The 26,362-nt window shown below is 66.8% G+C and carries 23 protein-coding genes, 1 tRNA gene, 1 pseudogene and 2 riboswitches; of the genes and pseudogenes, 18 read left to right on the forward strand and 7 right to left on the reverse strand.

What is annotated here, in order from left to right; all coding sequences use genetic code 11:
• Positions 1-223: 223 nt before the first annotated feature.
• Together FBY33_RS09120 and FBY33_RS09125 are read left to right on the forward strand one after the other, a co-directional pair.
• Complete coding sequence (locus FBY33_RS09120) at positions 224-607, forward strand: cold-shock protein (protein ID WP_018762148.1); 384 nt, start codon at positions 224-226, stop codon at positions 605-607.
• A gap of 6 nt (positions 608-613) precedes the next feature.
• Complete coding sequence (locus tag FBY33_RS09125) at positions 614-1,180, forward strand: DUF3027 domain-containing protein (protein ID WP_142030293.1); 567 nt, start codon at positions 614-616, stop codon at positions 1,178-1,180.
• Positions 1,181-1,240: 60 nt separating this feature from the next.
• Here FBY33_RS09125 and serC read toward each other — a convergent pair whose 3' ends face one another.
• On the reverse strand, positions 1,241-2,371 hold the full coding sequence (serC, locus tag FBY33_RS09130) for a phosphoserine transaminase (protein ID WP_142030294.1): 1,131 nt from the start codon (positions 2,369-2,371) through the stop codon (positions 1,241-1,243).
• Positions 2,372-2,667: 296 nt separating this feature from the next.
• Between serC and FBY33_RS09135 the strand changes: the two genes are divergently transcribed.
• The 10 genes from FBY33_RS09135 (at position 2,668) to FBY33_RS09175 (ending at position 14,087) form a co-directional block, all read left to right on the forward strand.
• Positions 2,668-3,363 (forward strand): metal-dependent transcriptional regulator, encoded by a 696-nt coding sequence (locus FBY33_RS09135; RefSeq protein ID WP_142030295.1) that lies wholly within the window; start codon positions 2,668-2,670, stop codon positions 3,361-3,363.
• 146 nt (positions 3,364-3,509) lie between these two features.
• Positions 3,510-3,721: riboswitch (cyclic di-AMP (ydaO/yuaA leader) on the forward strand.
• A gap of 12 nt (positions 3,722-3,733) precedes the next feature.
• Positions 3,734-4,555, forward strand: a complete 822-nt coding sequence (locus FBY33_RS09140) for a M23 family metallopeptidase (RefSeq protein WP_142032689.1) — start codon at positions 3,734-3,736, stop codon at positions 4,553-4,555.
• Positions 4,556-4,683: 128 nt separating this feature from the next.
• Positions 4,684-4,864: riboswitch (cyclic di-AMP (ydaO/yuaA leader) on the forward strand.
• Between the two features lie 70 nt (positions 4,865-4,934).
• Positions 4,935-5,621 carry a C40 family peptidase gene (locus tag FBY33_RS09145; protein WP_142032691.1) on the forward strand — a complete coding sequence of 229 codons (687 nt, stop codon included), beginning with the start codon at positions 4,935-4,937 and terminating at the stop codon, positions 5,619-5,621.
• Positions 5,622-5,784: 163 nt separating this feature from the next.
• On the forward strand, positions 5,785-6,558 hold the full coding sequence (locus tag FBY33_RS09150) for an NlpC/P60 family protein (protein ID WP_056331146.1): 774 nt from the start codon (positions 5,785-5,787) through the stop codon (positions 6,556-6,558).
• A gap of 281 nt (positions 6,559-6,839) precedes the next feature.
• The gene (locus tag FBY33_RS09155; protein ID WP_056331149.1) at positions 6,840-7,340 is read left to right on the forward strand and encodes an HNH endonuclease; all 501 of its coding nucleotides are present in this window, start codon (positions 6,840-6,842) and stop codon (positions 7,338-7,340) included.
• A gap of 110 nt (positions 7,341-7,450) precedes the next feature.
• Positions 7,451-8,176: a molybdenum cofactor guanylyltransferase gene (mobA, locus tag FBY33_RS09160; protein WP_235010497.1), complete on the forward strand. Its 726-nt coding sequence runs from the start codon at positions 7,451-7,453 to the stop codon at positions 8,174-8,176.
• Complete coding sequence (locus FBY33_RS20650; RefSeq protein WP_056331155.1) at positions 8,173-8,469, forward strand: DUF6457 domain-containing protein; 297 nt, start codon at positions 8,173-8,175, stop codon at positions 8,467-8,469. Before mobA ends, FBY33_RS20650 begins: the two co-directional genes overlap by 4 nt.
• Positions 8,466-10,004, forward strand: a complete 1,539-nt coding sequence (locus FBY33_RS09165) for a molybdopterin molybdotransferase MoeA (protein WP_142030296.1) — start codon at positions 8,466-8,468, stop codon at positions 10,002-10,004. Before FBY33_RS20650 ends, FBY33_RS09165 begins: the two co-directional genes overlap by 4 nt.
• Positions 10,005-10,054: 50 nt before the next feature.
• Positions 10,055-10,933, forward strand: a complete 879-nt coding sequence (gene fdhD / locus FBY33_RS09170) for a formate dehydrogenase accessory sulfurtransferase FdhD (RefSeq protein WP_142030297.1) — start codon at positions 10,055-10,057, stop codon at positions 10,931-10,933.
• Between the two features lie 121 nt (positions 10,934-11,054).
• A complete protein-coding gene (locus FBY33_RS09175) occupies positions 11,055-14,087 on the forward strand; it encodes an alpha-mannosidase (RefSeq protein WP_142030298.1) in 3,033 nt (1,010 codons plus the stop codon).
• 211 nt (positions 14,088-14,298) lie between these two features.
• Here FBY33_RS09175 and FBY33_RS09180 read toward each other — a convergent pair whose 3' ends face one another.
• Together FBY33_RS09180 and FBY33_RS09185 are read right to left on the reverse strand one after the other, a co-directional pair.
• On the reverse strand, positions 14,299-15,036 hold the full coding sequence (locus FBY33_RS09180; RefSeq protein ID WP_142030299.1) for a hypothetical protein: 738 nt from the start codon (positions 15,034-15,036) through the stop codon (positions 14,299-14,301).
• Positions 15,033-15,764: a hypothetical protein gene (locus FBY33_RS09185; protein WP_142030300.1), complete on the reverse strand. Its 732-nt coding sequence runs from the start codon at positions 15,762-15,764 to the stop codon at positions 15,033-15,035. The genes FBY33_RS09180 and FBY33_RS09185 overlap by 4 nt, the downstream gene beginning before the upstream one ends.
• 250 nt (positions 15,765-16,014) lie before the next feature.
• Between FBY33_RS09185 and FBY33_RS09190 the strand changes: the two genes are divergently transcribed.
• Both FBY33_RS09190 and FBY33_RS09195 read left to right on the forward strand, forming a co-directional pair.
• On the forward strand, positions 16,015-17,676 hold the full coding sequence (locus FBY33_RS09190; RefSeq protein WP_142030301.1) for an ABC-F family ATP-binding cassette domain-containing protein: 1,662 nt from the start codon (positions 16,015-16,017) through the stop codon (positions 17,674-17,676).
• 2 nt (positions 17,677-17,678) lie between these two features.
• On the forward strand, positions 17,679-19,592 hold the full coding sequence (locus FBY33_RS09195) for an ABC transporter ATP-binding protein (protein ID WP_142030302.1): 1,914 nt from the start codon (positions 17,679-17,681) through the stop codon (positions 19,590-19,592).
• Here FBY33_RS09195 and FBY33_RS09200 read toward each other — a convergent pair.
• The 3 genes from FBY33_RS09200 to FBY33_RS09210 all read right to left on the reverse strand — a co-directional run bounded on the left by FBY33_RS09200 (position 19,589) and on the right by FBY33_RS09210 (position 20,633).
• Positions 19,589-20,041: an NUDIX hydrolase gene (locus FBY33_RS09200; protein ID WP_142030303.1), complete on the reverse strand. Its 453-nt coding sequence runs from the start codon at positions 20,039-20,041 to the stop codon at positions 19,589-19,591. The genes FBY33_RS09195 and FBY33_RS09200 overlap by 4 nt on opposite strands.
• A complete protein-coding gene (locus FBY33_RS09205; protein WP_200831343.1) occupies positions 20,038-20,559 on the reverse strand; it encodes a DUF6314 family protein in 522 nt (173 codons plus the stop codon). The genes FBY33_RS09200 and FBY33_RS09205 overlap by 4 nt, the downstream gene beginning before the upstream one ends.
• Position 20,560: 1 nt before the next feature.
• Positions 20,561-20,633: transfer RNA gene (locus tag FBY33_RS09210), tRNA-Arg, on the reverse strand.
• A gap of 83 nt (positions 20,634-20,716) precedes the next feature.
• On the opposite strand from FBY33_RS09210, the pseudogene FBY33_RS09215 reads away from it, so the two are divergent.
• Positions 20,717-21,480 (forward strand): annotated as a pseudogene (locus FBY33_RS09215) (DUF998 domain-containing protein).
• Here the strand turns inward: FBY33_RS09215 and FBY33_RS09220 are convergent.
• Positions 21,477-22,103 (reverse strand): hypothetical protein, encoded by a 627-nt coding sequence (locus FBY33_RS09220; RefSeq protein WP_142030304.1) that lies wholly within the window; start codon positions 22,101-22,103, stop codon positions 21,477-21,479. The pseudogene FBY33_RS09215 and the gene FBY33_RS09220 sit on opposite strands and share 4 nt — an antisense overlap.
• Before the next feature lie 32 nt (positions 22,104-22,135).
• Here FBY33_RS09220 and FBY33_RS09225 point away from each other — a divergent pair, with 32 nt between their 5' ends.
• The 3 genes from FBY33_RS09225 to FBY33_RS09235 all read left to right on the forward strand — a co-directional run bounded on the left by FBY33_RS09225 (position 22,136) and on the right by FBY33_RS09235 (position 26,333).
• The gene (locus tag FBY33_RS09225; protein ID WP_142030305.1) at positions 22,136-22,966 is read left to right on the forward strand and encodes an inositol monophosphatase family protein; all 831 of its coding nucleotides are present in this window, start codon (positions 22,136-22,138) and stop codon (positions 22,964-22,966) included.
• Positions 22,967-23,049: 83 nt separating this feature from the next.
• Positions 23,050-25,596, forward strand: a complete 2,547-nt coding sequence (gene pcrA / locus FBY33_RS09230) for a DNA helicase PcrA (protein WP_442858349.1) — start codon at positions 23,050-23,052, stop codon at positions 25,594-25,596.
• A 20-nt stretch (positions 25,597-25,616) separates the two neighbouring features.
• Entirely contained in the window at positions 25,617-26,333 is a 717-nt protein-coding gene (locus FBY33_RS09235; RefSeq protein ID WP_235010498.1) for a hypothetical protein, read from the forward strand.
• Positions 26,334-26,362: the final 29 nt, after the last annotated feature.

The following is a 26,362-nucleotide window of genomic DNA, read 5'->3' on the forward strand; positions in this document are numbered from 1 at the left end:
ACGTAACGGTACAGCGGCCGGGCCGCCGCCCGTGAAAGCCGTGGAGCTTGCGCCCGGGGCGGAACGGTGCGGCCGGAAGCATGATTAGGGCATGCGGCAGGATAACCTTGAAGGATACAGACCAACACGGTTTGCGCTGGCCATACCCTGAACCCGCACAACAATGCGGACGCGGTGGCAGCGGGCCGTGTCTCATGACAGCAGAACGAAGAAGGTTGATTACGTGCCTACCGGCAAGGTCAAGTGGTATGACAAGGACAAGGGCTTTGGCTTCCTCGCGGGCGAAGACGGCCAGGAGGTCTTCCTGCCCAAGTCGTCACTGCCCGAGGGAGTGACGGAACTGAAAGCGGGCACCCGGGTGGAATTCGGCGTGGCGGATGGCCGCAAGGGCGCCCAGGCCCTGGGCCTGCGGGTGCTGGACAAGACACCGTCCATCGCCAAGGCCAAGCGCCCCAGCGCGAAGGACCTCGCCCCGCTGGTGCAGGACCTGGTGACCGTCCTGGACAACCTGTCCGGAACCCTGTCCAAGGGCAAGTACCCGGACGGCAACAAGGGCAAGGCCATTGCTGCCGCCCTGCGCAAGGTCGCCGACGAGCTGGACGTTTAGGCGCCCATGGACCCCCAATCTGAACAGCCGGGCACGCCAGTGCAGGAGCAGGCTGCCAAGACTCCGCCCAAGCGCAAGGCAGGCGTGCCCGTGTGGCGTACGGGCAAGCCCGATGCTTTCCTGGCCGCGGCGGTGGACGCTGCCCGGACCGCAGTGGAAGGCATCACCCCGGCCGGCACCATCGGGGCGCACCTGGCAGCCAAGAGCGAGGGCGACCGGTTGGTCACGCACCTGTTCGAGTCCCGGCTGCCCGGTTACGCGGGCTGGCAGTGGTACGCGGTGCTGACCCGCAACTCGCGCTCCAAGGCGGTCACAGTCAACGAGTTGGGCCTGCTGCCGTCCGAGGAGTCCATCCTGGCCCCGGAGTGGGTGCCGTGGGCCGAACGTGTCCGTCCCGAGGACGAGCAGCAGCAGGAGCCCGAACAGCAGGAGCCCGAACAGCAGGAGCCAGGGCAGGAGACTCCGGAAGAGCTGCCTGCAGGGCAGCAGGAACCTGGCGGTCAAGGGCATGACGACGACGGCGGCGGACCTGGCGACGTCGCGGAGCCTGGCGACGAAGCAAAGACTTCCTGACCACAAACAAACGGCGCCGCCCGGGAAAACCCGGGCGGCGCCGTCGTGCATTAACTAGGGTTACTTGCGCAGCTGGCCCACCACGTAGTCGATGCTGGCCAGCAGCGCCGAGACGTCGCTGGGCTCGATGGCCACGAAGGTGGCGATGCGCAGCTGGTTGCGGCCCAGCTTCCGGTACGGCTCGGTGTCCACAATGCCGTTGGCGCGCAGGACCTTGGCCACGGTGGCGGCGTCAACCGACTCGTCGAAGTCGATCGTGGCGATGACGTTGGAGCGTTCCTCCGGATTGGTGACGAACGGGGTGGCGAACTCCGAGTCGTCGGCCCAGCTGTAGATACGGCCGGCGGAATCGGCGGTCCGCTTGGAGGCGAAGTCCAGGCCGCCGTTGGAGTTCAGCCACTGGACCTGGGAATCCAGGGTTACCAGCGTGGACAGCGACGGCGTGTTGTACGTCTGGTTCAGGCGGGAGTTGTCGATGGCGGTCTGCAGGTCCAGGAAGTCCGGGATCCAGCGGCCGCTGGCCTTGATGGCGGCGGCACGTTCCAGCGCCGCGGGGGAGAACAGGCCCAGCCAGAGGCCGCCGTCGGAGGCAAAGTTCTTCTGGGGGGCAAAGTAGTAGACATCGCTTTGGGCAACGTCCACGTCCAGGCCGCCGGCCGCGGACGTTGCGTCCACGAGGACCAGCGATCCTTCGTCTGCCCCGGACACGCGCTGGACGGGGGCTGCAACACCTGTGGAGGTTTCGTTCTGGGGCCAGGCATAGACGTCCACGCCGGCCTCGGCCTGGGCTGCGGGCCGGGTGCCGGGCTCGGACTTGATGATGGAGGAGGCTTCGAGGAAGGGTGCCTTGTTGGTGGCGGCGGCGAACTTGGACCCGAACTCACCGAAGGACAGGTGCTGGGCCTTCTTCTCCACGAGGCCGAAGCTCGCAATGTCCCAGAAGGCGGTGGAGCCGCCGACGCCGAGGACTACTTCATAGCCGTCCGGGGCACGGAAGAACTGGCTCAGCCCTTCCCGGACCGAACCGACCAGGTTCTTGACGGGCGCCTGCCGGTGCGAGGTGCCAAGGATCGTCCTGGAAGCCGCTGCCAGCGCGTCGATCTGTTCCTGCCGGACCTTTGACGGGCCAGCCCCGAACCGCCCGTCCTGGGGCAGGAGGTCGGCGGGGATCGTGATGCTGGTGTCGCTCACAGGTGCTCCAATTCGGCGGGGACGAAATATATGGTCCGGAAGGGCGGGCAGTGGTGGCCGGCAGGGCGCGCGGTGGCTGGGCTGCAGGCCACTCCCATTCTGCCTGAACGGCCGCCGGGGGCGGGAGCCGGGTACGTCATAGTCCGGACAGTGAGACGTGCCCGTCCCGCCCAGCCCTTTGGCGCGCAGCTATTCGGACAAAGTCAAAATAGGCTAAGCTTTCCCCCGGACTACTTCGCGGGAAGAGGCGATACGGTGGGACAACGCAAGGTACTGCGCTCGAGGAGCTGAGCTGGATGACGGATCTGATCGACACTACGGAGATGTACCTCAGGACCATTCTGGAGCTTGAGGAAGAAAACATCGTCGCCCTCAGGGCCCGTATCGCCGAACGCCTGCGCCACTCCGGGCCCACCGTCTCCCAGACCATCGGCCGCATGGAGCGGGACGGACTTGTCGTCGTCTCCGGTGATCGCCACCTGGAACTCACGGATACAGGCCGCAAGCGCGCCACGGAGGTCATGCGCAAGCACCGGCTGGCCGAACGCCTCCTGGCAGATGTCATCGGCCTGGATTGGGCCTACGTCCATGACGAAGCCTGCCGCTGGGAACACGTCATGAGCGAGCGGGTGGAGCGGCGCATCTACGAGATGCTGGGCCACCCCACCGAATCGCCTTACGGCAATCCCATTCCGGGGCTTGCTGCGCTGGGAGGCCAGGCGGGCCGCGGCTTTGCCGACGGCGCCATCAGCCTGGTGGAAGCAATGAAGAACTATGGGCCGGCCTCGGGCGTGACCATCAGCCGTTTGGCGGAGCCAATCCAGGTGGAACCGGAACTGCTGGCCCAGCTGGACGAGGGCGGGATCCGGCCTGGTGCTGCGGTGACGCTGGAACGCGTGGGCGAGTACATTTCCGTTCGGGTCCCGGGGATCGAAGGGGCGCTGGAGCTGCCGCCCGAGGTTGCTGCGCACGTCTTCGTTGCCGTCAATTAGGATGGGTCCGGCACCTTCCATACCCCAGGCAGGGGAGTCCACGCAAAGGTAACGGAATTGTTACCTAGGGACTTAAGCCCCTATAGTGGAACCAAGCGTTGATACATAAGCGTTACCTGACCCGGAGCCGAGCTCTGCCAGCGGGCCAGGTGAACGAGTTCGTTACTGGCAGAGGCGGGGGAACCACAAGCGGCAGCGGGGGACTGCCTTGGGGTGAAGTCCGTCAGCAGCAAGCCTCTCCAGTGAAGGATTCTTCCGGGAATACCCCTGCGCAGAAGCTTGCCTACGGCGGACCGGGTCTTTGAACTCTCTGACCCGAATCCGACAGCTAACTCCGCAGGCTTCTTCCAGAGAGGAACCCTTCTTGACCATGCAGACCTCACGGGGCCGCCGACGCGCGGCCGGCCCCCCTTCGGCACCCCGGGTTGCCGAAGTCGTCGCAGCGGAGCGCCCCCGCGACCTGCATCGCGACGCGCGCCGCCGCCGGGGTCCCTTCCGGCAGATGACGGAGTTTGCCGCCGCCAGCGGCATCGGCCAAAAGGCCGGTATGGCACTCGCCGCCACAGGCCTGGTGCTGACGGTCACGGTGCCCGCCACGAGTCCCGTTATGGCCACGGATGCCGCGGGCAACGCCCCCATGGCTGCTTCCGCCGTTAGTCCGCAGCCGCAGATTTCCGCTGATGTCGGAGCGCAGGTGGACTTCAGCCGCTCCGCCGTGGTGACGCAGGCGGACCCGGACGGAAAGCTGAAGCAGCTCCTAAGCGCACAGTCCGCCGGCTCCGTCACGCGTGCCGCTTCGGCCGGCACCCTGGCCGCACCCCTGTCGTCCCTCGCCACCGCTTCCCCCTTCGGTTACCGCGTCAGCCCTATCACCGGAGGCTCGGGAGACTTCCATCGGGGCCAGGACTTCGCGGCGCAGTGCGGCACCTCGGTCCTGGCGGCCGCAACAGGGACGGTCACCTTCGCGGGCTGGCACCAGTTCGGCGGCGGAAACCGCGTGGTCATCGACCACGGCAACGGGCTGGAAACCACCTACAACCACCTCTCGTCCTTCAACGTCAAGGTGGGCCAAACCGTCTCCCGCGGGGAGGTCGTGGCATTGAGCGGCACCACCGGGGCATCCACCGGCTGCCACCTGCACTTCGAGGTCCAGGTCAACGGCGAAGTGGTCGATCCGATGGGCTGGCTCTAACAGAATGATTGCTCACTCTCAGATCATCGTGACCCGCCGTGACCTGAATGTGACATTGAAGCAAAACTGCTGTACCGTCTAACTCGCGTCAACTTTTCCGAAGTTGACGCTCTTGAGTGGATTGCCTAACTCTGCCACCGCTCAAGGTCCGTTCGCATTTCATCGTCTGGCAGGGGCGGGGGAACCAATTTTGGCCTTCATTTCCAGAAGGCCTTGGGGTTAAGTCACAAAGCTTCCCAGGAAGCAGCGTGGCCGGGTGACTCCCATCCGAATCCGACAGCTCACCTCGCAGGCATTGGGAGAGGCTACCTTCGTGTCTTCACGCCATCATTCTGCGCGCCACCGTGCGCAAACGGTTCGCACCAACCCCCTGGACGCCATGTCCAAGGCTGTCAGCGCAAATGCCGGGACCGTAGGCCGCCAGGCTGCCGTTGTCGCAGCCGCCTCGGGCCTCATCCTGAGCATGGGACTGCCCGCCACGGCAGCTGACACCACTGCCGGTGTCTCTGCCTCCACCGAGTCCGGTTCGGCCCAGAGCGCACTCGCCGTCACCGCTGCCCCCACGGCCACGGTGTCCTTCGAGCGTCCGGTCGTCAAGACCACCGCCGCTCCCAAGGTTGAAGCGGTACGTACCCAGTCCACTGCAGCAGCGAACCGCGCCGCCAACACCGCCACTGCGGGCCAGGAGGCTTCCCCGGCCGCCAAGGCGGAAGAGTCCGTATCCGCTGCGGCAACCTCGGGCATTGCCGCTATCGCCTACACCGGCATCGGCCACTCCTACGTATGGGGCGGCACCAGCCCCGTCACGGGCTGGGACTGCTCCGGTTTCGTGCAGTGGGTTTATGCGCAGGCCGGAATCAGCATCCCCCGCACCAACGCGTGGAACATCATGACCCCCACCTCCGCACCGCAGCCGGGTGACTTGGTTGTCCAGAACGGTGGCGCTCACGTCGGCATCTACGTCGGCAACGGCATGATGATCAGCGCACTCAACCCCTCGCAGGGCACGCTGCTCCACTCGCCCGCAGCCACCGGTTCCTCCACGTACTACCACTACAGCAAATAGTTCTTGGGCTTCACGCTCCAAGGGCTTTTTCTTTGCCCAAAGCTTCTTCGCTAAAAACCACATCCCCGTTCGGGATGCGCCGGCGTACCCCCAAGATGCCGGCGCGTCCAACACCCTTCGCCTGCCCACCTGCGGTTCGAGGGAAAAACGAAAGAGAGAACTGATGACGACTCGTGCCACCGCACGGCATCGCGCCGAGGTCACCAAAACCAACTCAATCGCTGTCATTGCCAAGGCTGTCAGCGACAACGCAGGCGGCATGGGCCGCCAGGCTGCGGTTATTGCTGCGGCTTCCGGCCTGGTCCTGACCAGCGGCATCGCGGCCAACGCTGCCGACGCCAACGTCAAGCGCGATTCCGCTCCGGCTTCCGCGTTGGAAGTTGAATCCGCTGTCGACGCCCCGATTTCCGCGGCTTCCACCATCTCCATCAGCTACGAGAAGCCTGCCGTGACCACCACGCCGGCTCCCGTCGTCGAGCCTGAGCCCGAGGTTGAGGTGCAGGAAGCCGCTCCCGCTCCTGCAGCCCAGCCCGCTGCTGCTCCCAAGGTCACGGCCAAGGTTGCCACCGCCGCTGCTCCTGCCGCTCCCGCAGCCCAGGCATCCGCCAGCGGCAAGGGTGCCGCCATCCTCTCCGCCGCCTACGCACAGCTCGGCGTGATGCAGGACTGCACCATGCTGGTCACCAACTCGCTGGCCGCCGTCGGAATCCACTTCCACGACTGGCCCGCCGGCTACCTGTCCCTGGGCCGCACCGTGAGTGCAGCCGAAGCACAGCCGGGCGACCTGATCTACTACGCTGACGGCGGCGCGGGCATGGCCCACATTGCTGTCTACGCAGGAAACGGCATGGCCGTCCACGGCGGCTACAACGGAAACCAGACTGTGGTCTTCAGCGCAAACGTTGGATCCGGCCCGGTCTTCATCCGCGTCAACTAGGCATTCCGGCGCTGGCGTGAACGGCCGCCAGCCTCAAAATGTCCCAAGGACCCCCGTCATCGAGGCGGGGGTCCTTGGCGCTTAAAGGGGCCCCCCAACGGGGCGGCCCCTTTTTGGCGTATCACCTTTTTGGCGTATCAGCGGTGGGAGGGCTCCCGGGCGGAGATTTCCTGATTCTGCACTTCTTTGTTTACTCTTGTGATGTCGATCCATAGCCCGGACATGCCGAGGGCAGCCGGCCCTCGTGCCCCTGACGGGTGCGGCCGTGAAGAGGTAAGTGCATGCGCACTCTCGTTCTGAATGCTGGATATGAACCGCTGGCGGTTATTACCTTCCGCCGGGCGCTGGTGCTTGTGCTTACAGGCAAGGCCAGTGTGGTGGCCGAGGGGGACGACCCCGTGGTGGGCCCCACCGACGTCCTCGGGCGTCCGTCCGTGATCCTCCTCAACCGCTACATCCGCCCCCGGTACAACCACTCCACGGCCGTCAGCCGTAGAGGCGTGCTCCGACGCGACGGGCATAAATGTGCCTACTGCGGGAAAGCGGCGCACACCATTGACCACGTGCATCCGAAATCCCGGGGCGGGGCCGATTCGTGGGAGAACCTGGTGGCCGCCTGCCTGCGGTGCAACAACGTCAAAGGCGACCACACTCCCGCCGAGATGGGATGGACCTTGCGGTTCGTGCCGGAACCTCCGCACGGAACCATCTGGCAAATCAAGGAGCTGGAGAAGCCCACGCCGGCGTGGGATCCCTTCCTGCTTCCGGAACGCGCTGCTTGACCCGCTGCCCCCCGCATCGAACTGTCTGTCGCGTGACCTTCGCCTGACCCCGCATGCCGCCCTTGACCTCAGGTGCTGCCGGCCGGTGGGCCGGTGGCTAGGCTGGGGGAGTGGAAGTGAACAGCCTTGCCTTTGACGCCGTGGTCCTGGCCGGCGGAAGGTCATCGCGGCTGGGCGGCACGCCCAAGCAGTCGCTGGTCTTCCAGGGCCAAACCCTCCTGGAACGCGCTGTGGCTGCTGCCGCGGGGGCCGGGCTTACTGTCGTTGTGGGCGACACGGACTTCGTGCCGCACCGGCCATCGGCCGCGCAACCCCTGCCGGCCTGGCCTGCCGACCTTTTGACGTGCCGGGAGGAACCGCGATTCGCGGGCCCCGCGGCAGCGATCGCCGCCGGACTGGAGGTGCTGGCGGCCCACCATGCAGGGACGGGCAACGGTGGCGGGGCGCCTTACACCCTGGTGCTGGCCTGCGACATGCCGTTGGCATCGCAAGCGGTGGCAGCGCTGCTTGACGCGCTGGTCCCCTCCATGGAAGGGACATCCGGCGGTGTCATGGCCTGTGCCGAGGACGGCAGGGCGCAGCCGCTGGCAGGTTTTTACCGCACGTCTGAGTTAACTAAAGCCTGCAAGGCCCTTGCCGCCCGCGATGCCTTGGTCAACGGCTCTGTCAGGGCGCTCCTTGCTAGTCTGGACGTGCAGCTTGTCACAGTCCCTGCCGGATCCACAGCCGATGTGGATACCTGGGGTGACGTTGCCGCGCTGGGGATTGCCGCCGTTAACCAGCGTGAAGGCCAGGACCGGCATTCGGGCGGAGTAAACGTGGGAGGCAATTCGTGAAGAGCCAGGACGAAACGCTGGAGGAGTGGTGCAGGGCCCTTCTCCAGGCGTACAAGCTTGAGGATGTCCAGGTGGACGTCAACGCGGTGCTCGCGCTTGCAGGTGTTGCCGCCCATGCCGTAGTCCGGCCGGCGGCCCCGCTCACCACTTTTATTGCCGGCTTCGCTGCAGGCCTGGCTGCCGCTCCAGGCAGGGAAATGGATGCCGAATCAATGGACGCGGCACTTGCCGTTGCCCGCACGCTGGCAAAGGACTACGAGGCCGAGGCCGCCGCCGGGACTCCCGGCGAATGACTGCAGAACCCCAGGGCGATTCGGAGGCGCCACCTGGCAGCGACGTGGGGCCCCTGGCCGGTATGACGGCACCGGGAGCCACCGAACAGGGGCTGACTGAACCCGGTATGACAGGTCCTGGTACCCCTGGACCCGGTACCCCTGGACACGGCACAGGCGCATCCGGTGGCCCGGATTTCCGGGCAGTTGAAGAAGGGCATGCAGCCCATCACCATCTGGCCCATACCTGGGAAGAGGCCCGGCGGGCTGCGTTCGACGCCGCAACACCGATTCCGCCGGGGCCGGTGCCCCTGCGGATCGCGTTGGGCCGCAAACTCGACCGCGACATCGTTGCCCTCCAGGACATGCCCCACTATGCCTCGTCAGCCATGGACGGCTGGGTGGTCAACGGAAGCGGCCCCTGGATACCGGTGGAGCCCGGCACCCGGCTGGCGCCGCACCAGGCCAGCCCCATCGCGACGGGTGGCCTGATCCCCGCCGGCGGCAAGGCAGTTCTTCGCACGGAGAGTGCAGTCCTTGGGCAGGACGATGAAGGACTTCCTGTCCTGATGACCGGAGGCAAGGCCCGCCCCGGCGAGCCCCGCGCGGGGGAGCATATCCGGAAGGCCGGGGAAGAAGCCCTGGAAGGGGACATCCTGGTCAAAGCGGGGGTGGAGCTCAACCCGGCCCACCTGGCACTGGCCGCTTTGGCCGGCTACGACGAACTGCAGGTCCAGGGGAAGCCCGTAGTGCGCCTGGTGCTGACCGGGTCCGAGGTGGTGGAACACGGCACGCCGGCTCCCGGCCAGGTGCGCGACACCTTCGGTCCGCAAATGCCCGACGTCGTCTCAATGCTGGGCGGCATCCCCGGCGGGCAGCAGCGGATCGGCGACTCGTACGACGAATGGCTGGCGGCGCTCGAGGACGTGCTGCCGGAGGTGCCGGGCGCGCCGGACCTGCCGGCCGACGTCGTCATTACCACCGGGGGCACCGGGCGCTCGGGAACGGACCACCTCCGGCGGGCGGTGGCCGAACTCGGCGGCCGCCTCATTATCGACGGCGTGGCCATGCGCCCGGGGCATCCCGCGGTCCTCGCCGAACTGCCGGACGGACGCTTTGTCCTGGGACTTCCCGGTAATCCGCTGGCAGCCATGATGGCCCTCTCCACAGTAGGTGCCCCACTGCTGGGCGCACTGGGGCACCGCGCCATGCCGGCGGTGGAGGAGGTGCCTTGCGGGACGATGATCGAGCCGGATCCCGGCCGTACCCGGCTGATGCCGTTCCGGTTGCTGTACGGGATGGCGTCCCCGGCACAACATACAGGCCCGGGAATGATGCGGGGACTGGCCGCTGCCGATGGTGTGCTCGTAGTGCCCCCGCATGGCGTGCAGCTTGGGGAGCCGGTGCCCGCATTCGCCCTGCCCTGGGGGCCGCCCATACCCCGCGCCCAGGAGGGCCCGGCCAAAACCAAACCGCGCAGCAACGCCAGGGGCGCCCAGCCCAAGGGCAAACCGGCAGCGAGTGGACCCGTGGACTGGAGCGCGCTCCTGGGCTGAGGCGGGCCCTGTTGATGCCATGATGGAGTAATGAACAGGCAAGGTGGAACATGGGACGAGTAACCCAGCGCCGCAAAGTGCACAAGTATGTTTTGGACGGTTCGCCGAAGGCCCTGGAATACCCGGTCCGGCATCGCGAGGACGTCCTCGCGGTCGAGGAACCCCTGGAAATCCGGCTGGGCAGCCTTTCCTATTCGGTCACCATGCGGACTCCGGGGGACGACTTTGACCTGGTGGCCGGGTTCCTGGTCTCCGAGGGCGTCATCTGGGCTGCCGAGCAGCTGGTCTCGCTCCGCTTTTGTGCCGGCGAGGACGAGAACGGCGTCCAGACCTTCAACGTAGTGGAAGCCCAGCTGCGGCCGGACGTCCCGCTTCCCGACACTGGCCGCAAGGTCTACACATCCAGCTCCTGCGGCATCTGTGGAACCGACTCCATCGAGGCCGTGCAGAAGTCCTCCCATTTCAGCCCGCGGGCGGACCCGTTGACTGTGGATGCCAAAGTCCTGGCCGCCCTCCCGGGGCTGCTGCGGAAGTCCCAGCGTGTCTTCGAGGACACCGGCGGCGTGCATGCGGCTGGCCTGTTCAGGATTGGGGACGACGGCGACCCGCAGCTCCTGTGCCTGCGCGAGGACGTCGGGCGGCACAACGCCGTGGACAAAGTGGTGGGCTGGGCACTGCGCGAGGGCCTCCTGCCGCTGACCGGAACCGTCCTCCAGGTGTCCGGCAGGGCATCCTTCGAACTGGTCCAGAAAGCTTCCCTTGCGGGAATTCCCGTCCTGGCAGCTGTCAGTGCCCCTTCCAGCCTTGCGGTGGAGCTGGCGGAGGCGAACGGGCTGACCCTGGCGGGGTTCAGCCGGGAAACAAGTTTCAATGTCTACGCCGGGGATTCGCGGATCCTGCGCCCCGCCCCAGCCGTGCCCATTGCATAGGCCGTTTCTGCCGGGATGGCCAAGGCTGCCCTGGAAGGGGTTGGTTGAGGTGCTGCCAGCGGGTAGATTTGTCCATCGAATGGACGCGATGATCCAGCCACGAGCCTAAAGAGGATTCATATTGCATGACGACCGCAGGATCACGGAAGTCCGCCTGGCCAGGTTTGTGCGCGAGCGCATTGCCCCTGCCGTCTACAGTCGGACAGTTCCCCTTGCCCTGAGCAGCTGGGAAGCTCCCGGCGAACCGGTCCCCGCGCTCGAAGCAATGCGGCAGGAGTTCCAGCCGCAGGAGCACGGCGCCGCGTGGGGCCGGCCCTGGGGCACCACCTGGCTGCGGCTGCAAGGGGAGGTGCCGGAATCCTGGGGCGGCGGCCCGGACACCACCGTTGAGGTGGTGGTGGATCTTGGGTTCACCACCGAAGCGCCCGGGTTCCAGTGTGAGGGCATTGCCTGGCGGCCGGACGGGACCATCATCAAGGCCATCTCACCCCGTAACCAGTACATTCCGCTGAAGCTGCTGGGCGGAGGCATGGCAGTGGACTTCTACGTGGAGGCGGCAGCGAACCCGGACATGGCGCAGGGCTGGACCTTCGCCGCCACCCCGCTGGGGGACAAGGCGACGGCCGGGGGAGCGCCGCAGTACCGGCTGGGGAACATCGCCATCGCTGAGCTCAACCAGTGTGTCTGGGAACTGCAGCAGGACGTGTGGACGCTGGCAGGCCTGATGGAACAACTCCCGCTGGAGCTTCCCCGACGCCATGAGATCCTCCGTGCCCTTGAACGCATGATGGATGTGATGGACCCGGACGACGTTGCCGGCACCGCTGCGGCAGGCAGGGATGCTCTCGCCGAAGTCCTGGCCCGGCCCGCGTACGCGTCCGCGCACCAACTGGTTGCCACGGGACATGCGCACATTGACTCGGCCTGGCTCTGGCCGGTCCGCGAGACCATCCGCAAGTGCGCCCGGACGTTCTCCAACGTCGTGGCACTGATGGATGAAGACCCCAATTTCGTCTTCTCCTGCTCCTCAGCACAGCAGCTGGCATGGATCAAGGAGTTGTATCCGGAGCTGTTCAGCAGGATCCGGGAAAAGGTGCGGGCGGGCCAGTTCGTCCCCGTCGGCGGCATGTGGGTGGAATCCGATACCAACATGCCCGGCGGCGAAGCCATGGCGCGTCAGTTCCTGGAGGGCAAGGGCTTTTTCCTGGCGGAATTCGGCATTGAATGCAGGGAGGCCTGGCTGCCGGACTCCTTCGGATACAGCGCCGCCCTGCCGCAGATCGTGAAAGCCGCGGGCAGCCGGTGGTTCCTCACCCAGAAGATCTCCTGGAACCAGACAAACAGGATGCCGCACCACACCTTCAACTGGGAAGGGATCGATGGCACCCGGCTGTTCACCCATTTTCCCCCGGTGGACACCTACAACTCGGACCTGAGCGGCAGGGACCTGGCCCACGCCGAGCGCAACTACCGGGACCACGGCCGCGGAAGCGTGTCACTGGTGCCGTTCGGTTATGGCGACGGCGGAGGCGGACCCACCCGCGAAATGCTTGCGGCGGCCGCCCGGACTGCGGACCTTGAGGGATCACCCAAAGTCAGGATCGGCTCAGCGGAGAGTTTCTTCCGGCAGGCCGAGGAAGACTACCCGGCCCTGCCCGTTTGGGTGGGTGAGATGTACCTGGAACTGCACCGGGGCACCTACACCAGCCAGGCCAGGACCAAGAAAGGCAACCGGCGCAGCGAGCACCTGCTGCGGGAAGCGGAGCTGTGGTGCGCCACGGCTGCGGTCCGTGCGGGGGGCGCTTTCAACTACCCGGAGGCAGAGCTTAAGCGCCTCTGGCAACTGGTGCTGCTGCAGCAGTTCCACGACATCCTTCCCGGCAGCGCCATCGCCTGGGTCCACCAGGACGCCGAGCGGAACTACCAGGCCATCGAAACCGCGCTCGAAGCAATCATCAGCCGGGCTGCTGCCGCCATGCTGGGGCCGGGTGACCGGCAGTTCCTCCTCAACGCGGCGCCGCATGGCCGAGATGGGGTAAGCGCGCTGGCTGCAGGAGAGGCCTTGGCGGCCCCGAACCCGGTGCAGGCCACAGCCCACAACGGCGGCTACATCCTGGACAACGGAGTTATCCGGGCCGTGGTGGACGCCGACGGACTCCTCGCCTCCCTGCGCGACCATGCCAGTGGCCGCGAGGCCATTGCTCCCGGCCAGCGCGGCAACCTGCTGGAGATTCACCGCGACACCCCCAACGAGTGGGACGCCTGGGACATTGACGAGTTCTACCGGCGCAACGTCACACCGCTGGTCCACGCGGAGTCAGTCCGGCTGGCCAGTGAAGGCGGCAGTGCCGCGGTGGTGGTGGAACGGCTGGCCGGCAACTCCCCGCTGACCCAGCGCATCACGCTGGCCACCGGAAGCCCTTCACTGGAAATCACCACCTCGGTGGACTGGCAGGAGCGCGAAAAGCTGCTGAAGCTTGGCTTTGCCCTCGACGTGCGGGCAGACCGGTCGGCCGCCGAGACCCAGTTCGGCCACGTCTTCCGGCCCACCCACACCAACACCTCATGGGAAGCTGCGAAGTTCGAAATCTGTGCCCACCGGTGGATCCACGTAGGTGAACCCGGGTACGGCGTGGCGGTGGCAAACGCATCCACGTACGGCCATGACGTGGGCAGGAGCATCAGGGAATCCGACGGCGGGACCACCACTACCGTGCGCCTGTCCCTGCTGCGCGCTCCGAAGTTCCCCGACCCCGACGCCGACCGCGGCCACCACGAGCTGACAGTCACCATCCGGCCGGGTGCTGACATTGCCGCCGCCGTCCAGGAAGGGTACCGAACCAACCTGGCGCCGCGGCTGGCCAGGGGTGGCTCCGCGGTGGAGCCGCTCTTCTCCGTCAACAACCCCGCCCTTGTCATTGAAGCCGTGAAGCTCGCCCAGGACGGATCGGGCGATGTGGTGGTCCGGCTTTATGAGTCGCTGGGCGAACGGTCCGCCGGAACCCTCACAGCCAACTTCCCAATGAAGGGCGCGGTGCCGACGGATCTCCTGGAGCGTCCCACCGACGCGCCCGGAATTGTTCCCGTGGACAATGGTGCCCAGCTCACGCTCCGGCCGTTCCAGCTGGTGACGATGAGGTTTACGCGGAAATAGCGAGTGCGCGACGGCAGTTTAAGTGCCTTAAATAGGCTGAGTGGGGGCGGTCCCCAACGATCCGCCACCACTCATCCCCCCAATGTGTGCAAAGGCCCCCGGGGCGGCCAGCGCCTTGAATTTATCCCCGTTCGAAAACGCTCGGGCGGCCCCGCCTTCACACATTCATGATTGTTTCATATTCTAATGATTTTGTGAAAGTGGCTGAAGGTTACATTTCGGTAGATGTCCTGCGCCTGCGCACGGTACGCGCGTTGACCACCCTGGCTGCCCAGATCAGTGCCAGTCCAACGACGTAGCAGAGTACCGCCGTGTAGTTGATGATGAACTCCAGGGCGTCCATGGACGGCGGCACCACCGGGAAGAGCAGGGTGAGGGCCACGGCGACTCCGCCCAGGGCTAGCAATGCGGAGGCTGCCCGCACCAGGGCTGGCAGCCGGTTCTGCACCGCACGGACCATTGCCGGCACCAAGGCCAGCCCCACATACGCCGGGTAGGCCCTGCCTGCCGCACCGTAGAACTCAACAAGCGCGAAGTTCCGGCCGTCCTTGTCGGAGATGGCCTTTAGTCCCGCAGATGAACCTGCGGTGTCCATCATGAAGAAGACGCCAACCAGGACCACGGAGACAGCCAGAAGGACCAGCATTCCGGCCCGTCCCGTAATGAGGCGGTGTGCGCTCTCTGCACCGAAGCCTCTGGAGATGCGGATGCCCATGAAGTAGATGGCGCCAAAGATGACGAAGCGCAGCAGCAGGTTGGCCAGGTTGATCCCGCCCAACGCCTGGTCGATGACGATGTAGGGCTCCTGGATGCTCAGCAGGATGGCCAGGGTCATCAAGGCGAAAATGCCGAAGAGGGAGCGGTTCTCGCCCCGGAGGGTGCTGGGGATGCGGGCCGCCGCCATAAGGGCGCATATCGCCAGTGTGGTCCACTGCAGTGTCTCGATCATCCCAGGTTCTCCCAAATTTTTTCTGTCTGCGCTTGGTCCTGCTCCTGGCGGCGCAGCACTTTGCCCATCGCCTGAAGCCGGTCTCCAGCAAGGGCTGTAAGTTCTCCATCCGAGAGGCTGTCCAGCGCCGCCTGCCGGGCACCGGGAGGCCAACCGGCCTCCTCCTCCGTAATGATTCCGGTGGCCACCAGCCCGCCTGCCGGCCCCACTCCAGCTGCCAGCGCAGTGGCGACGGCGAGCTCGGGGGACAGCCGGTTGGCGGTCAACTGGGCGGAATAGTTCTGCGGCGCCACTCCTGTGGAGGCGGAAACGCGGTGCCGCACCTCGCCGTCGTCTATGGCATCCACCCAGTTCTTCACCGAGGTGGCATGCGGGGCACGGCTGAGGGGCGCAGCGGCCGCTCCCAAAGCTGCATCCATGGCGGGACGGGCCAGCAGCGCCCGGAGAAGGTCCGGAGTGGAAACCTGGCTGACCAGCTCGCTCCTGGTGGGTGGGCGCTGCGGGCCCGCCAAGGCGGTGTAGGCGTCAAACCCGGCCAGCGCGGCGACGGGGTTGATCTTGTATGCGCGGCTGATGCTGACCACTGTGCTCACGGAAACCTTGCCCCGGACCAGCTGCTGCGCCAGCGTGGTCCGCTTGATCCCGGAGACCCTGCAGACGTCTGCCGTGCTGGCATCGGGCGCGATGCCTTGCAGCCAGCGCTGGAACGCCTTGGCGGAAAGGGTCATGGAGGGCTCTCTGCAGAACGGGTGGTGCGGATGATTTTACCGTGCCGCCGGGGCCGCGCCGTGACGGACGATTTTGCCCATGGTTCCAGTTCGTCTATAGTTGATGGTCGAGCCCGCTGGTCCGTACACCCCCCAAGTCCGGACCAGCGGGTTCTTCTATGTCCTGCAGCCCCAGCGGCGCCGCGGCCCGGTTTACGCCGCATCTGCCGGCCGCCGACGGCTGTCCGGGCAGCGGCGAAAGGACGAATCGATGACTGCAACCCTTGTTGCCAAAGACATCTCGGGTGGCCATGGCCACCGTGTGCTCTTTTCCGGGCTCTCGCTGACGGTGGCCCCCGGCGACGTGGTGGGCGTCGTGGGAGCCAACGGCGCCGGGAAATCAACGCTGTTGCGCCTCCTCTCCGGCGTCGACCAGCCGCAGCAGGGCACGGTGAGCCTTGCCCCGTCCGACGCCTTCGTTGGCTGGCTGCCGCAGGAGCACGAGCGGGTTGCCGGCGAAACAGTGGCGGCCTACATTGCCCGCCGGACCGGCTGCACGGAAGCAACCCTGGAGATGGAGTCCACGGCGGAAGCGCTGGGTTCCGGCGCACCGGGAGCTGACGATGCCTACGCCCGTGCCTTCGACCGGTGGATGGCCTCCGGCGCCGCCGACCTGGATGACCGCATCCCGGCCGTGCTTGCAGACCTGGGGCTGGACGCCGGCGCCGAAGCGCTGATGACGGGACTTTCCGGCGGCCAGGCCGCCCGGGTGGCCCTGGCTGCCCTCCTGCTGAGCCGCTTCGACGTGGTGTTGCTGGACGAGCCCACCAACGATCTTGACCTTGCGGGCCTGGCCACTCTGGAAGGCTTTGTGAAGGGGCTGCGCGGCGGTGTGGTGCTGGTCAGCCATGACCGCGAGTTCTTGGCCCGCTGCGTGACCCGCGTGGTGGAGCTGGACCTGGCGCAGAACAGTGTGGCCGTTTACGACGGCGGCTACGACGCCTTCCTCGAGGAACGCGCCGTGGCGCGGCGGCACGCACGCGAAAAGTACGAGGATTTCGCCGCCACCAAGGCGGACCTGGTGTCCCGCGCACGGACCCAGCGTGAGTGGAGCTCACAGGGTGTACGGAACGCCATGAAGAAGAACCCCGACAATGACAAAATCCGGCGCGCGGCCAGCACCGAGTCCTCGGAAAAGCAGGCGCAGAAGGTCCGGCAGATGGAGTCCCGGATCGCCCGGCTGGACGTCGTGGAGGAGCCCCGGAAGGAATGGCAACTCCAGTTCAGCATCGGCCAGGCACCGCGCTCCAGCGCCGTCGTCGCCACCCTGCGCAACGCCGTGGCACGCCAGGGCGACTTCACGTTGGGACCGGTCAGCCTCCAGCTCAACGGCGGCGAACGCGTGGGCATCACGGGCCCGAACGGCGCCGGCAAGTCCACCCTGCTGCGGCTGCTGCTGGGCACCCAGGCACCGGACGACGGCGATGCCTCCATGGGTGCCAACGTGGCCGTCGGCGAGATAGACCAGGCCCGCGGGCTGCTCGACGGTGCCCTGCCGTTGGGCGACGCGGTCGAAGCGGTGCTGGCGGATTGGAACAGCGCCGATGTCCGCACCCTCCTGGCAAAGTTTGGCCTTAAGGCGGACCATACTTCCCGGACGGTGGATTCCCTGTCGCCGGGGGAGCGGACGCGGGCGGCCCTGGCGCTGCTCCAGGCACGCGGCGTGAACCTGCTGGTGCTGGACGAACCCACCAACCACCTCGACCTGCCGGCCATTGAGCAGCTGGAAGAGGCCCTTGAAAGCTACGACGGCGCGCTGCTGCTGGTCACGCACGACCGCCGGCTGCTGGAAAACGTTCGACTCGACTACCGGTGGCACCTGGAAAACGGCACGGTCCGGGAGCTCCACCACACTGCAAGCCAGGAGAAGTAACCATGAGCATGGACCGAGTGGCCTGGAGTTCGCTCTACAACATCAGCACCGCAAAGAGCGCTTCCAAGCCGTTTTCCAAGGAGACCCTGAAGCGGGTGCTGGCCTTCGCCGCCCCGCACAGGGGCAAGCTCATCGCCTTCGTGCTGTCCTCCATTGTCGCGGCCTTCCTGGCCGTCGCCACGCCGGTGCTTGCGGGGCAGGTGGTTGATGCCATCATCGCCAAGGCAGGTGTGGGCACGGTGATCTGGCTGGCTGTGCTGATCGCTATTGTGGCCGTCGGGGAGGCCGGGGTGGGACTCCTGACCCGCTGGCTGTCCTCGACCATCGGCGAAGGCGTTATCGTGGACCTGCGGACGCGGGTGTTCGACCACGTCCAGCGCATGCCCATCGCCTTCTTCACCCGGACCCGCACGGGCGCGCTGGTCAGCCGCCTCAACAATGACGTCATTGGGGCGCAGTCCGCCTTCGCCGGAACCCTCTCCGGGGTGGTGAGCAACTCCGTGGCGCTGGCCCTGACGCTGGCCGTGATGCTGAATACGTCCTGGCTGGTGACGGTGCTCGCCATGGTCCTGCTGCCGATTTTCCTGATTCCCGCCCGCCGCATGGGCTCCAAGCTGGCTGACCTGCGCCGGGAAGCGGCCGCGCACAACGCCGCCATGGGTACCCAGATGACGGAGCGGTTCTCTGCCCCGGGTGCCACCCTGGTCAAGCTCTTCGGCCGGCCGGACGAGGAATCCCGCGAATTCGCTGCCCGCGCCGGACGGGTCCGCGACATCGGCGTCCGCATGGCGATGCTGCAGTTCACGTTCGTGACCGCCCTGACGCTGGTGTCCGCGCTCGCACTGGCGCTGGTCTACGGCCTGGGTGGCTGGCTCGCCCTGGACGGTCAGCTTGCTCCCGGGGACGTGGTGGTCCTGGCACTGCTGCTGACCAGGCTCTACGCTCCGCTCACAGCGCTGTCCAACGCCCGTGTGGAAGTCATGAGCGCGCTGGTCAGCTTTGAACGCGTCTTTGAGATCCTGGACCTGCAGCCGCTGATCCAGCAGAAGCCGGACGCAGTGCCCGTACCGGCCGGTCCGGTGTCCGTTGAGTTCGACGACGTCCGCTTCGCCTACCCCTCCGCGGACAAGGTCTCCCTGGCCTCGCTGGAGGAAGTGTCCACCCTGGACACCCGCGGCGGCGAGGAAGTGCTGCACGGCCTCAGTTTCCGGGTGGAGCCCGGGCAGACGGTTGCCCTGGTGGGATCCTCCGGCGCCGGCAAGTCCACCATCGCCCAGCTGCTGTCACGGCTGTACGACGTCGACTCGGGCGCCGTGCGGCTCGGCGGCACCACCCCTGGGACGGGCCTGGACGTCCGCGATGCCACCTTTGATTCACTGCGCGACACCCTGGGCATGGTGACCCAGGACGGCCACCTGTTCCACGAAACCATCGCGTCCAACCTCCGGCTGGCCAAGCCCGATGCAACCGAAGAAGACATGTGGGACGTCCTGCGCCAGGCCCGGCTGGAGACGATGATCAGGTCCCTGCCCGACGGGCTGGAAACCGTGGTGGGGGAGCGCGGCTACCGGCTTTCCGGCGGCGAACGGCAGCGGCTGACCATCGCCCGGCTCCTCATCGCCCAGCCCCGCGTCGTCATCCTTGACGAGGCCACCGCCGCGCTGGATTCCACGAACGAAGCCGCCGTGCAGGCGGCCCTGGGTGCGGCACTCGCGGGGCGGACCGCCGTCGTGATTGCCCACCGGCTGTCCACCGTCCGCGCGGCGGACGCCATCCTGGTAGTGGAGGGCGGCCGGATCGTGGAACGCGGAACCCACACTGAGCTCCTGGCGGCCGGCGGACGCTACGCCGAGCTGTACCGGACGCAGTTCGCGGAGGCCACCGCCGTGGCGCAGGAGGCCGTGCCCGAGTTCTAGCGGCGCGGCGGCGGAGCCTGTGCCGCTCCCGGCACGGCACGGGCCGCCAGCAGGGGCAGGATGTGGTCCGTCAGCAGCGGGGCAAGGTCCCGGGGGAGGGCTGCGCTGCCGGCCGTTTCGCGGATGTCCAGCCAGCGGATCTCGGCGATTTCGGCCGCAGGACTGGCCTTCCATGTGCCCGGGGCCACGAACACGGTGGCTTCGATGTCGGTGGCGGCCTCGTTCGCGGCGTCCGCGATCCAGATGCCCATCAGTTCAAGCTCCTGCGGCCGCACCATGATCCCCACCTCTTCGGCGAGCTCGCGGGCTGCGGCCTCAACGGCCGTCTCGCCCGGTTCGGGCTTGCCGCCCGGATGCATGAACATGCCGGTTCCGCGTTTCCGTACGGTCAGCAGCCGGCCGGCGTCATCGAACACGCAGACGGCGGAGACCACAATCCGGTCCTTCACGCCTCAGTGCTCCATGCCTCTGGGGCCTGTGCCTCTGTGTCCCGGACCAGGTGCGATACCAGCAGCAGGTCCTTGCGGGGGCCGGTGACATCCCAGCTGAAGCTGAACTGGTCCGGGCCTTGGCGGGTGTAGGACACGCGGTAGGTATCCGGATCGCACCAGTGGGTGTCCAGGCTGGCGTCCGGGGTGAAGCTCATCCGGTGGAACGGCCTGCCGTCGGGAAAAAACACGTCCAGCGCATCGGACCGCGGCGCGGGTTTCAGGACGTACTCCCGCGAGGCGGGGCCGGTGAAAGCAGGCCAGCGCATGGTTCCTTCCTCGCGAAGGGCCAGGCCGCCGTCGTCCGTGGGCGTGAAAAGGACGACGCCGGAAAAGGTTCCGCGGGTGCCGTCGGACCTGTCCAGCAGGTTCCGCTCCACCCGCCACCGGCCCGGCCGCCCAGCGGGACTGGCGGCGCTGGCCGGCTGGCTGCCCAGCAGGTAGGCGCGGAGGCTGGGCTCCGGGGAACGGGAGTTCAAGTGCCCTCGATTGGAATCGAACCAACGACACCGGCTTTAGGAGAGCCGTGCTCTATCCACTGAGCTACGAGGGCGGGCATCCGGTGGTTCGGCGGGGCCGGTCCGTCCGGACACGGTTACAAGCATACAAGGTGCGGAGCCGTACTACGCTCAAGGCATGAGTCCAGCCCCCACTGCCGCTCCCGCCGCCTTCATACCGAATGTTGCGTCCACCCGCCAGTACATCGGGGCCTGGGCCATCCTGAGCGTGCTGCAGTACTTCGCGGCGGAGGCCGCAGTGGCCATGGCATGGGCCGGACCCCGTCCCTACGACTTGCGCACCGGGTACATCAGCGACCTGGGCGCCCTCCACTGCGGGACTTTCTCCGGCCGGGACGTCTGCTCCCCCTTGAACTGGCTGATGAATGCCTCGTTCGTGGTCCAGGGGCTCGGGATGCTGGGGGGGCGTTGCTGCTGACGTCGGGGCTGCTGCGCGTGGCCGCCCGGCCGGGTATCCGGATCAACTGGGGCCGGAAGGAACCGTGGCTCGCGGCCGCCGCGGTCCGGCTGCTCACTGGAGCCGCGGGCGCCGGAACGGAGGTGGTGGGCCTGGTGCCCGAAGACGTTGGCTCCCCATGGCACTACTGGGGCGCGGTCACGTACTTCCTGGCCGGCGGCGCTGCCCTGCTGGTGCTCGGCCTGCTCTGGCTCCGCAAAACCGGGATGGCATGGTTCATCCTGGCCTGCGGCGCGGTGTCACTGGCGGCGGTGGCGACCGGCGGCCTGACGCACATGATGGTTCCGGAGCCCGGCACACTGGAACGGCTGATGGGATATCCCGTGACCGTCGGCATGGCCGCCTCGGGGCTGGTCATCGCCCAGCGGGTACACCGGCACCGGAAGGAACGGCGGGCTGCTGCTGCCCGGGTAACTGCCGCTTAGGCCTGGTTCCGCGTCCGCCTGTTCAGGAACACCGCTGCGGCCCCGGCCATCAGGCTCAACACCAAAAGCACCCAGCCGGCAACGGTGAGGCCGGACGCCAGGGCAACCTGGCCGGCGTCGGGACCTTCCGAAGCCATCATGGCGTCAATGGCAACGTTCCCCCACAACCGGACCACCACGAACAGCATGGGCACGCCCCAGAGTGCCCAGCGCAGCGCCTTCCGCGCCACATTGGTCCCAATGAGCAGCAGCCAGGTGAACCCGAAGATCAGCGGGAAGAGGGTTCCAGCGGTCTTGTGGACGTAATTCAGCTGGCCCAGGGCGTCGCTGTTCATGACGTCCTGCAGCCGCCCTACATAGCCGGGATCAAACCCTCCAACCAGCGAGTCCGGCATGGCCAGGCCCTTGGTGAGTTGCGTGAGCTGGTCCAGGGTCAGCAGGTGCAGGTACCAGAAAAGGAACAGGCTGGCCACGACGCCCGCGACGACGATCAGGTTGCTGTTGCCCTGCGCCTTCTCAGGCGTCCGGTTGGTGGTGGGGTTGACCACCGGTGGCAGTTGGTGCTGCGGTACAACCGCTTTGGCGCCGTGCTTCTTGATCCGCTGGGCAGGGGTTTTGGCCATGGCACCATTATCCCGCCCCATAAACTGAAGCCATGACCACTGGCCGACACAGCGCAGCTGTTCTTGACCCCTCACTGGACGACTATGAACTGGCGGCGGCGCTGGTGCGTGAAGCCGGGCAGCTGGCGCTCCTCATGCGCATGGCCGGCCTGCAGTCGGAACAAAAGACCTCCGTCTCGGACGTTGTGACCGCGGCGGACCACGCCGCCGAGGCCTACGTGCTGGAGCAGCTGCAGCGCTGCCGGCCGGAGGACGGCATCCTGGGGGAGGAAGGCGCCTCCGTCCAGGGAACCAGCGGCCGCACCTGGGTGATCGACCCCGTGGACGGCACCTACAACTTCCTGCACGGCTCCACGTACTGGTGCTCCGCCATCGCCCTCAAGGACCGTGAAGACGCAGTGCTCGGCGCCATCTTCCAGCCCGAGGAGGACAAGCTGTGGCTGGGCGGCCGCGACCGGCCCGCGACGCTGAACGGTGACCTCCTCACCGTTTTCAGTGACGACGGCGGCCAACGCAACGCCATCAGCGTCGCCGAACTTGGGGCGGCCACCTACATCCACCCCACCTGGCTGATGGACCCGATGTGCGCCATGCCCTGGCACGCCGCCGCCACCTCAGCGGCGTCCCTCCGCATGCTGGGCTCCGGGTCCTGCGACCTGGGCCGTGTTGCGGACGGGCAGCTGGGATGCTGGTTCCAGCACAGCTGCCCGGAATGGGACTGGCTGCCGGGCAAGGCTATTGTCCTTGCCGCCGGCGGTGCCGTGGACACCGTCCGCGTGAACGGCCTGGAGTGGTTCCTGGCAGGAGGTACGACGGCGGTGCAGCAGTTGCGTGCGGCGCTCCAGTCAGGCTCGGTGACATGAGGCGGTTGCCGGTGCAGGCAGAGTAATCCACAGGCTGGAAGGCGTTGTCGGTCCCACCGCCTAGACTTGTATGCACCATGGATATGTTGTTTGACCCGTACTCTGACGGACCGTTCAAGGCCGCTCCTGCCGCCGCCGCCCGCACCAGGACGGGGCCGGAGGGCGTGGCCACCACGGCCGGGCCCGGCGGAATGCCGGGCAGCCACGGCGGCCTGCAGCAAGACAACGGAGCCCGGAACAGTGGCGCCTGGAACCACGGCGGCGGGCACGACGACGGCCGGCAGCACAGCCGCCGCCCGGACGCTGCCCAGCTGCTGGAGGGACTGAACCCGCAGCAGGAAGAGGCGGTCAAGCATGCCGGGTCGGCGCTGCTGATCGTCGCCGGTGCCGGGTCCGGCAAGACCCGTGTGCTCAGCAACAGGATCGCGTACCTGATCGCCACCGGCCGCGCGCACCACGGCGAAATCCTGGCCATCACCTTCACCAACAAGGCGGCCGCGGAAATGCGGGAGCGCATCGAGGCCCTGGTGGGCGGGCGCGCCAAGATCATGTGGATCTCCACGTTCCACTCGTCCTGCGTGCGGATCCTGCGGCAGGAAGCGGCCAACGTCGGCCTGAAATCCAACTTCTCCATCTACGACTCCGCCGATTCCCTGCGGCTGGTCACACAGGTGTCAAAGGCCCTGGACCTGGACCCCAAGAAGTTTGCCCCCAAGGCCATCCAGCACAAGATCTCGGCGTTGAAGAACGAACTCATTGACGCCGATTCCTTTGCCTCGGCGGCCAATTACAACGACCCCTTTGAACACGCGGTGGCGGACGTCTACAAGGGCTACACCCAGCGTCTCCGGCAGGCCAACGCCATGGACTTCGACGACCTCATCGCCGAGACCGTCTACATGTTCCGCGCCTTCCCCGCGCTCGCCGAGTCCTATCGCCGCCGGTTCCGCCACGTGCTGGTGGACGAATACCAGGACACCAACCACGCCCAGTACGCCCTGGTGCGGGAAATCGTGGGGGAGGGCCTGGGTGCATCGGAGCTCACCGTGGTGGGTGACTCGGACCAGTCCATCTACGCCTTCCGCGGAGCGGACATCCGGAACATCGTGGAGTTCGAAAAGGACTACCCGGAAGCCCGCACCATCAAGCTGGAGCAGAACTACCGCTCCACCCAAAACATCCTGAGCGCCGCCAACTCGGTCATCTCGCGGAACCCCAACCGTCCGGAAAAACGGTTGTGGACCGCCGAGGGCGAAGGCCACAAGATCATCGGTTACGTCGGCGAAAACGAACATGACGAAGCCCAGTTCATCGCCAAGGAGATCGACCGGCTCCAGGACGAGGAAAACCTGCGCCCGGGCGATGTCGCCATCTTCTACCGGACCAACGCCCAGTCACGCTCCATCGAAGACGTCCTGGTGCGCGTGGGCCTGCCATACAAGGTGGTGGGCGGCACCCGCTTCTACGAGCGGAAGGAAATCAAGGACGCCCTGGCGTACCTGCGCGTCCTGGTGAACCCGGATGACGACGTCAACCTCCGCCGGGTGCTCAACGAGCCCAAACGCGGCATCGGCGACCGTGCTGAAGGCGCCGTCGCAGCCCTGGCCCAGCGCGAGCGGACGTCGTTCATGGAAGCCGCCCGCCGCGCCGACCAAGCGCCCGGCATGGCCACCCGGTCCGTTAACGCCGTCCTGGGCTTCGTGAAAATGCTGGACGACCTCGCCGAGGTCGCCGCCGGCTCCGGAGCTGCCGCCGCGCTGGAGGCCGTCCTGGAACAGACGGGCTACCTTGCCGCACTGCGCTCCAGCACAGACCCGCAGGACGAATCCCGCGTGGAGAACCTGGCCGAACTCGTGGCCGTGGTGCGCGAGTACGAGCAGGAGAACCCGGAGGGCAGCCTCGGCGCGTTCCTGGAACAGGTATCCCTGGTGGCCGATGCCGACCAGATCCCGGATGCTCCCGGCGCGGACATTGACGCCGCTGTGGCCGAAGCCAAACGCCTGGGTGTGGTGACCCTCATGACCCTGCACACGGCCAAGGGCCTGGAATTCCCCGTGGTCTTCCTTACTGGCATGGAGCATGGACTCTTCCCGCACCAGCGCTCCGCCACCGATCCCAAGGAACTGGCGGAGGAACGGCGCCTGGCCTATGTGGGGCTCACCCGTGCCCGCAAGCGGCTGTACGTGACCCGGTCCGAGGTGCGCAGCATGTGGGGCCAGAGCCAGTACAACCCCGCCAGCCAGTTCCTGGAGGAAATCCCGGCCGAGCTCCTGGAATGGAAACGGGAAGGAACCAGCAGGCAGGCCGGGGGCTGGGGCGGCGGGTCCATTGGGTCGGGCCGTTACAGCGGCTCCTTCTGGGGCGCCGGCACCTCCCGCGGCGCGGCAGCGGACTCCTCCGCCGGGTTCAACGCCGACGTTCCGGCGTTCATCGCCAAGAACCGGGTGCAGCCGCAGAAGGAAATCATCGCCGTCAGCGTGGGGGACAAAGTCAACCACACCAGCTTCGGCAACGGAACCGTCCTGGCGCTTGAAGGGGCGGGAGACAAGACCGTAGCCAAGGTGAAGTTCGATGTTGGGGAGAAGCGCCTGCTCCTGCGGTACGCGCCGCTGACCAAGCTGGACGCCTAAGCCGGCCGGCGGCGGGCATAATGGAGCCCATGCGACGCACTGAATGGGGGATGCTCGCCGCCCTTTTCCTCGCCATCGCCGTGACCGTTACGGGGTGCAGCGTGACCACCGAGGACCCCTCCTATATTCCACCGGCGCCGCTGCCTCCCATGGAGCAGCTGGAAAAAGCGCCCCTGGCTGAGGCAAAGGCCTTCTCCAGCGGGGGCGACGTCCTTTCCTTTATTACCGCGGACCGGACCATCGCCTGCTCACTGACGTCCGCGCGCGGGGACCACGTGAACCTGCCCTACGAACAAAACCGGTACAGCGATGCTGCCAACAACAAGCTGCCTATTGTCCCGGTGGCCCACTGCGGGCTTGCCACCTATCAGCCCCCCCAACCCGGGGACGTCAAGGATGACTGCGCCGGAACCCATCTTGGTTACCTGGGTGGCGTGGCCCTGCTGGCGCCGGACACTGCACGCTACGGGGAATGCCGCTCCGGGGTCACGCCGATGGAAGCAGCCTACGGACCGAGAGGGACGAAGGCCGGGCCGCTGACCCAACTGCCGGTGCTTGGAGACGGGCAGAACCTCGAACGGAACGGCTTGCGCTGTTCCGCCTACAACGGCGGAGTGGCATGCGGAAACGTCTCCGCCGGCGTTGCATTCTTCGTTTCCCCCGAACGTTACGAACTGGTTCCCGGCCCGGCCAAAACCAGCCCGGCGCCGCAGCCGGAGGGCTCAAAAACCCCGTAAATCCGCGGTTTTTCTACGGTCCATAGAAT

Source organism: Arthrobacter sp. SLBN-112, from assembly GCF_006715225.1.
GTDB lineage: Bacteria > Actinomycetota > Actinomycetes > Actinomycetales > Micrococcaceae > Arthrobacter.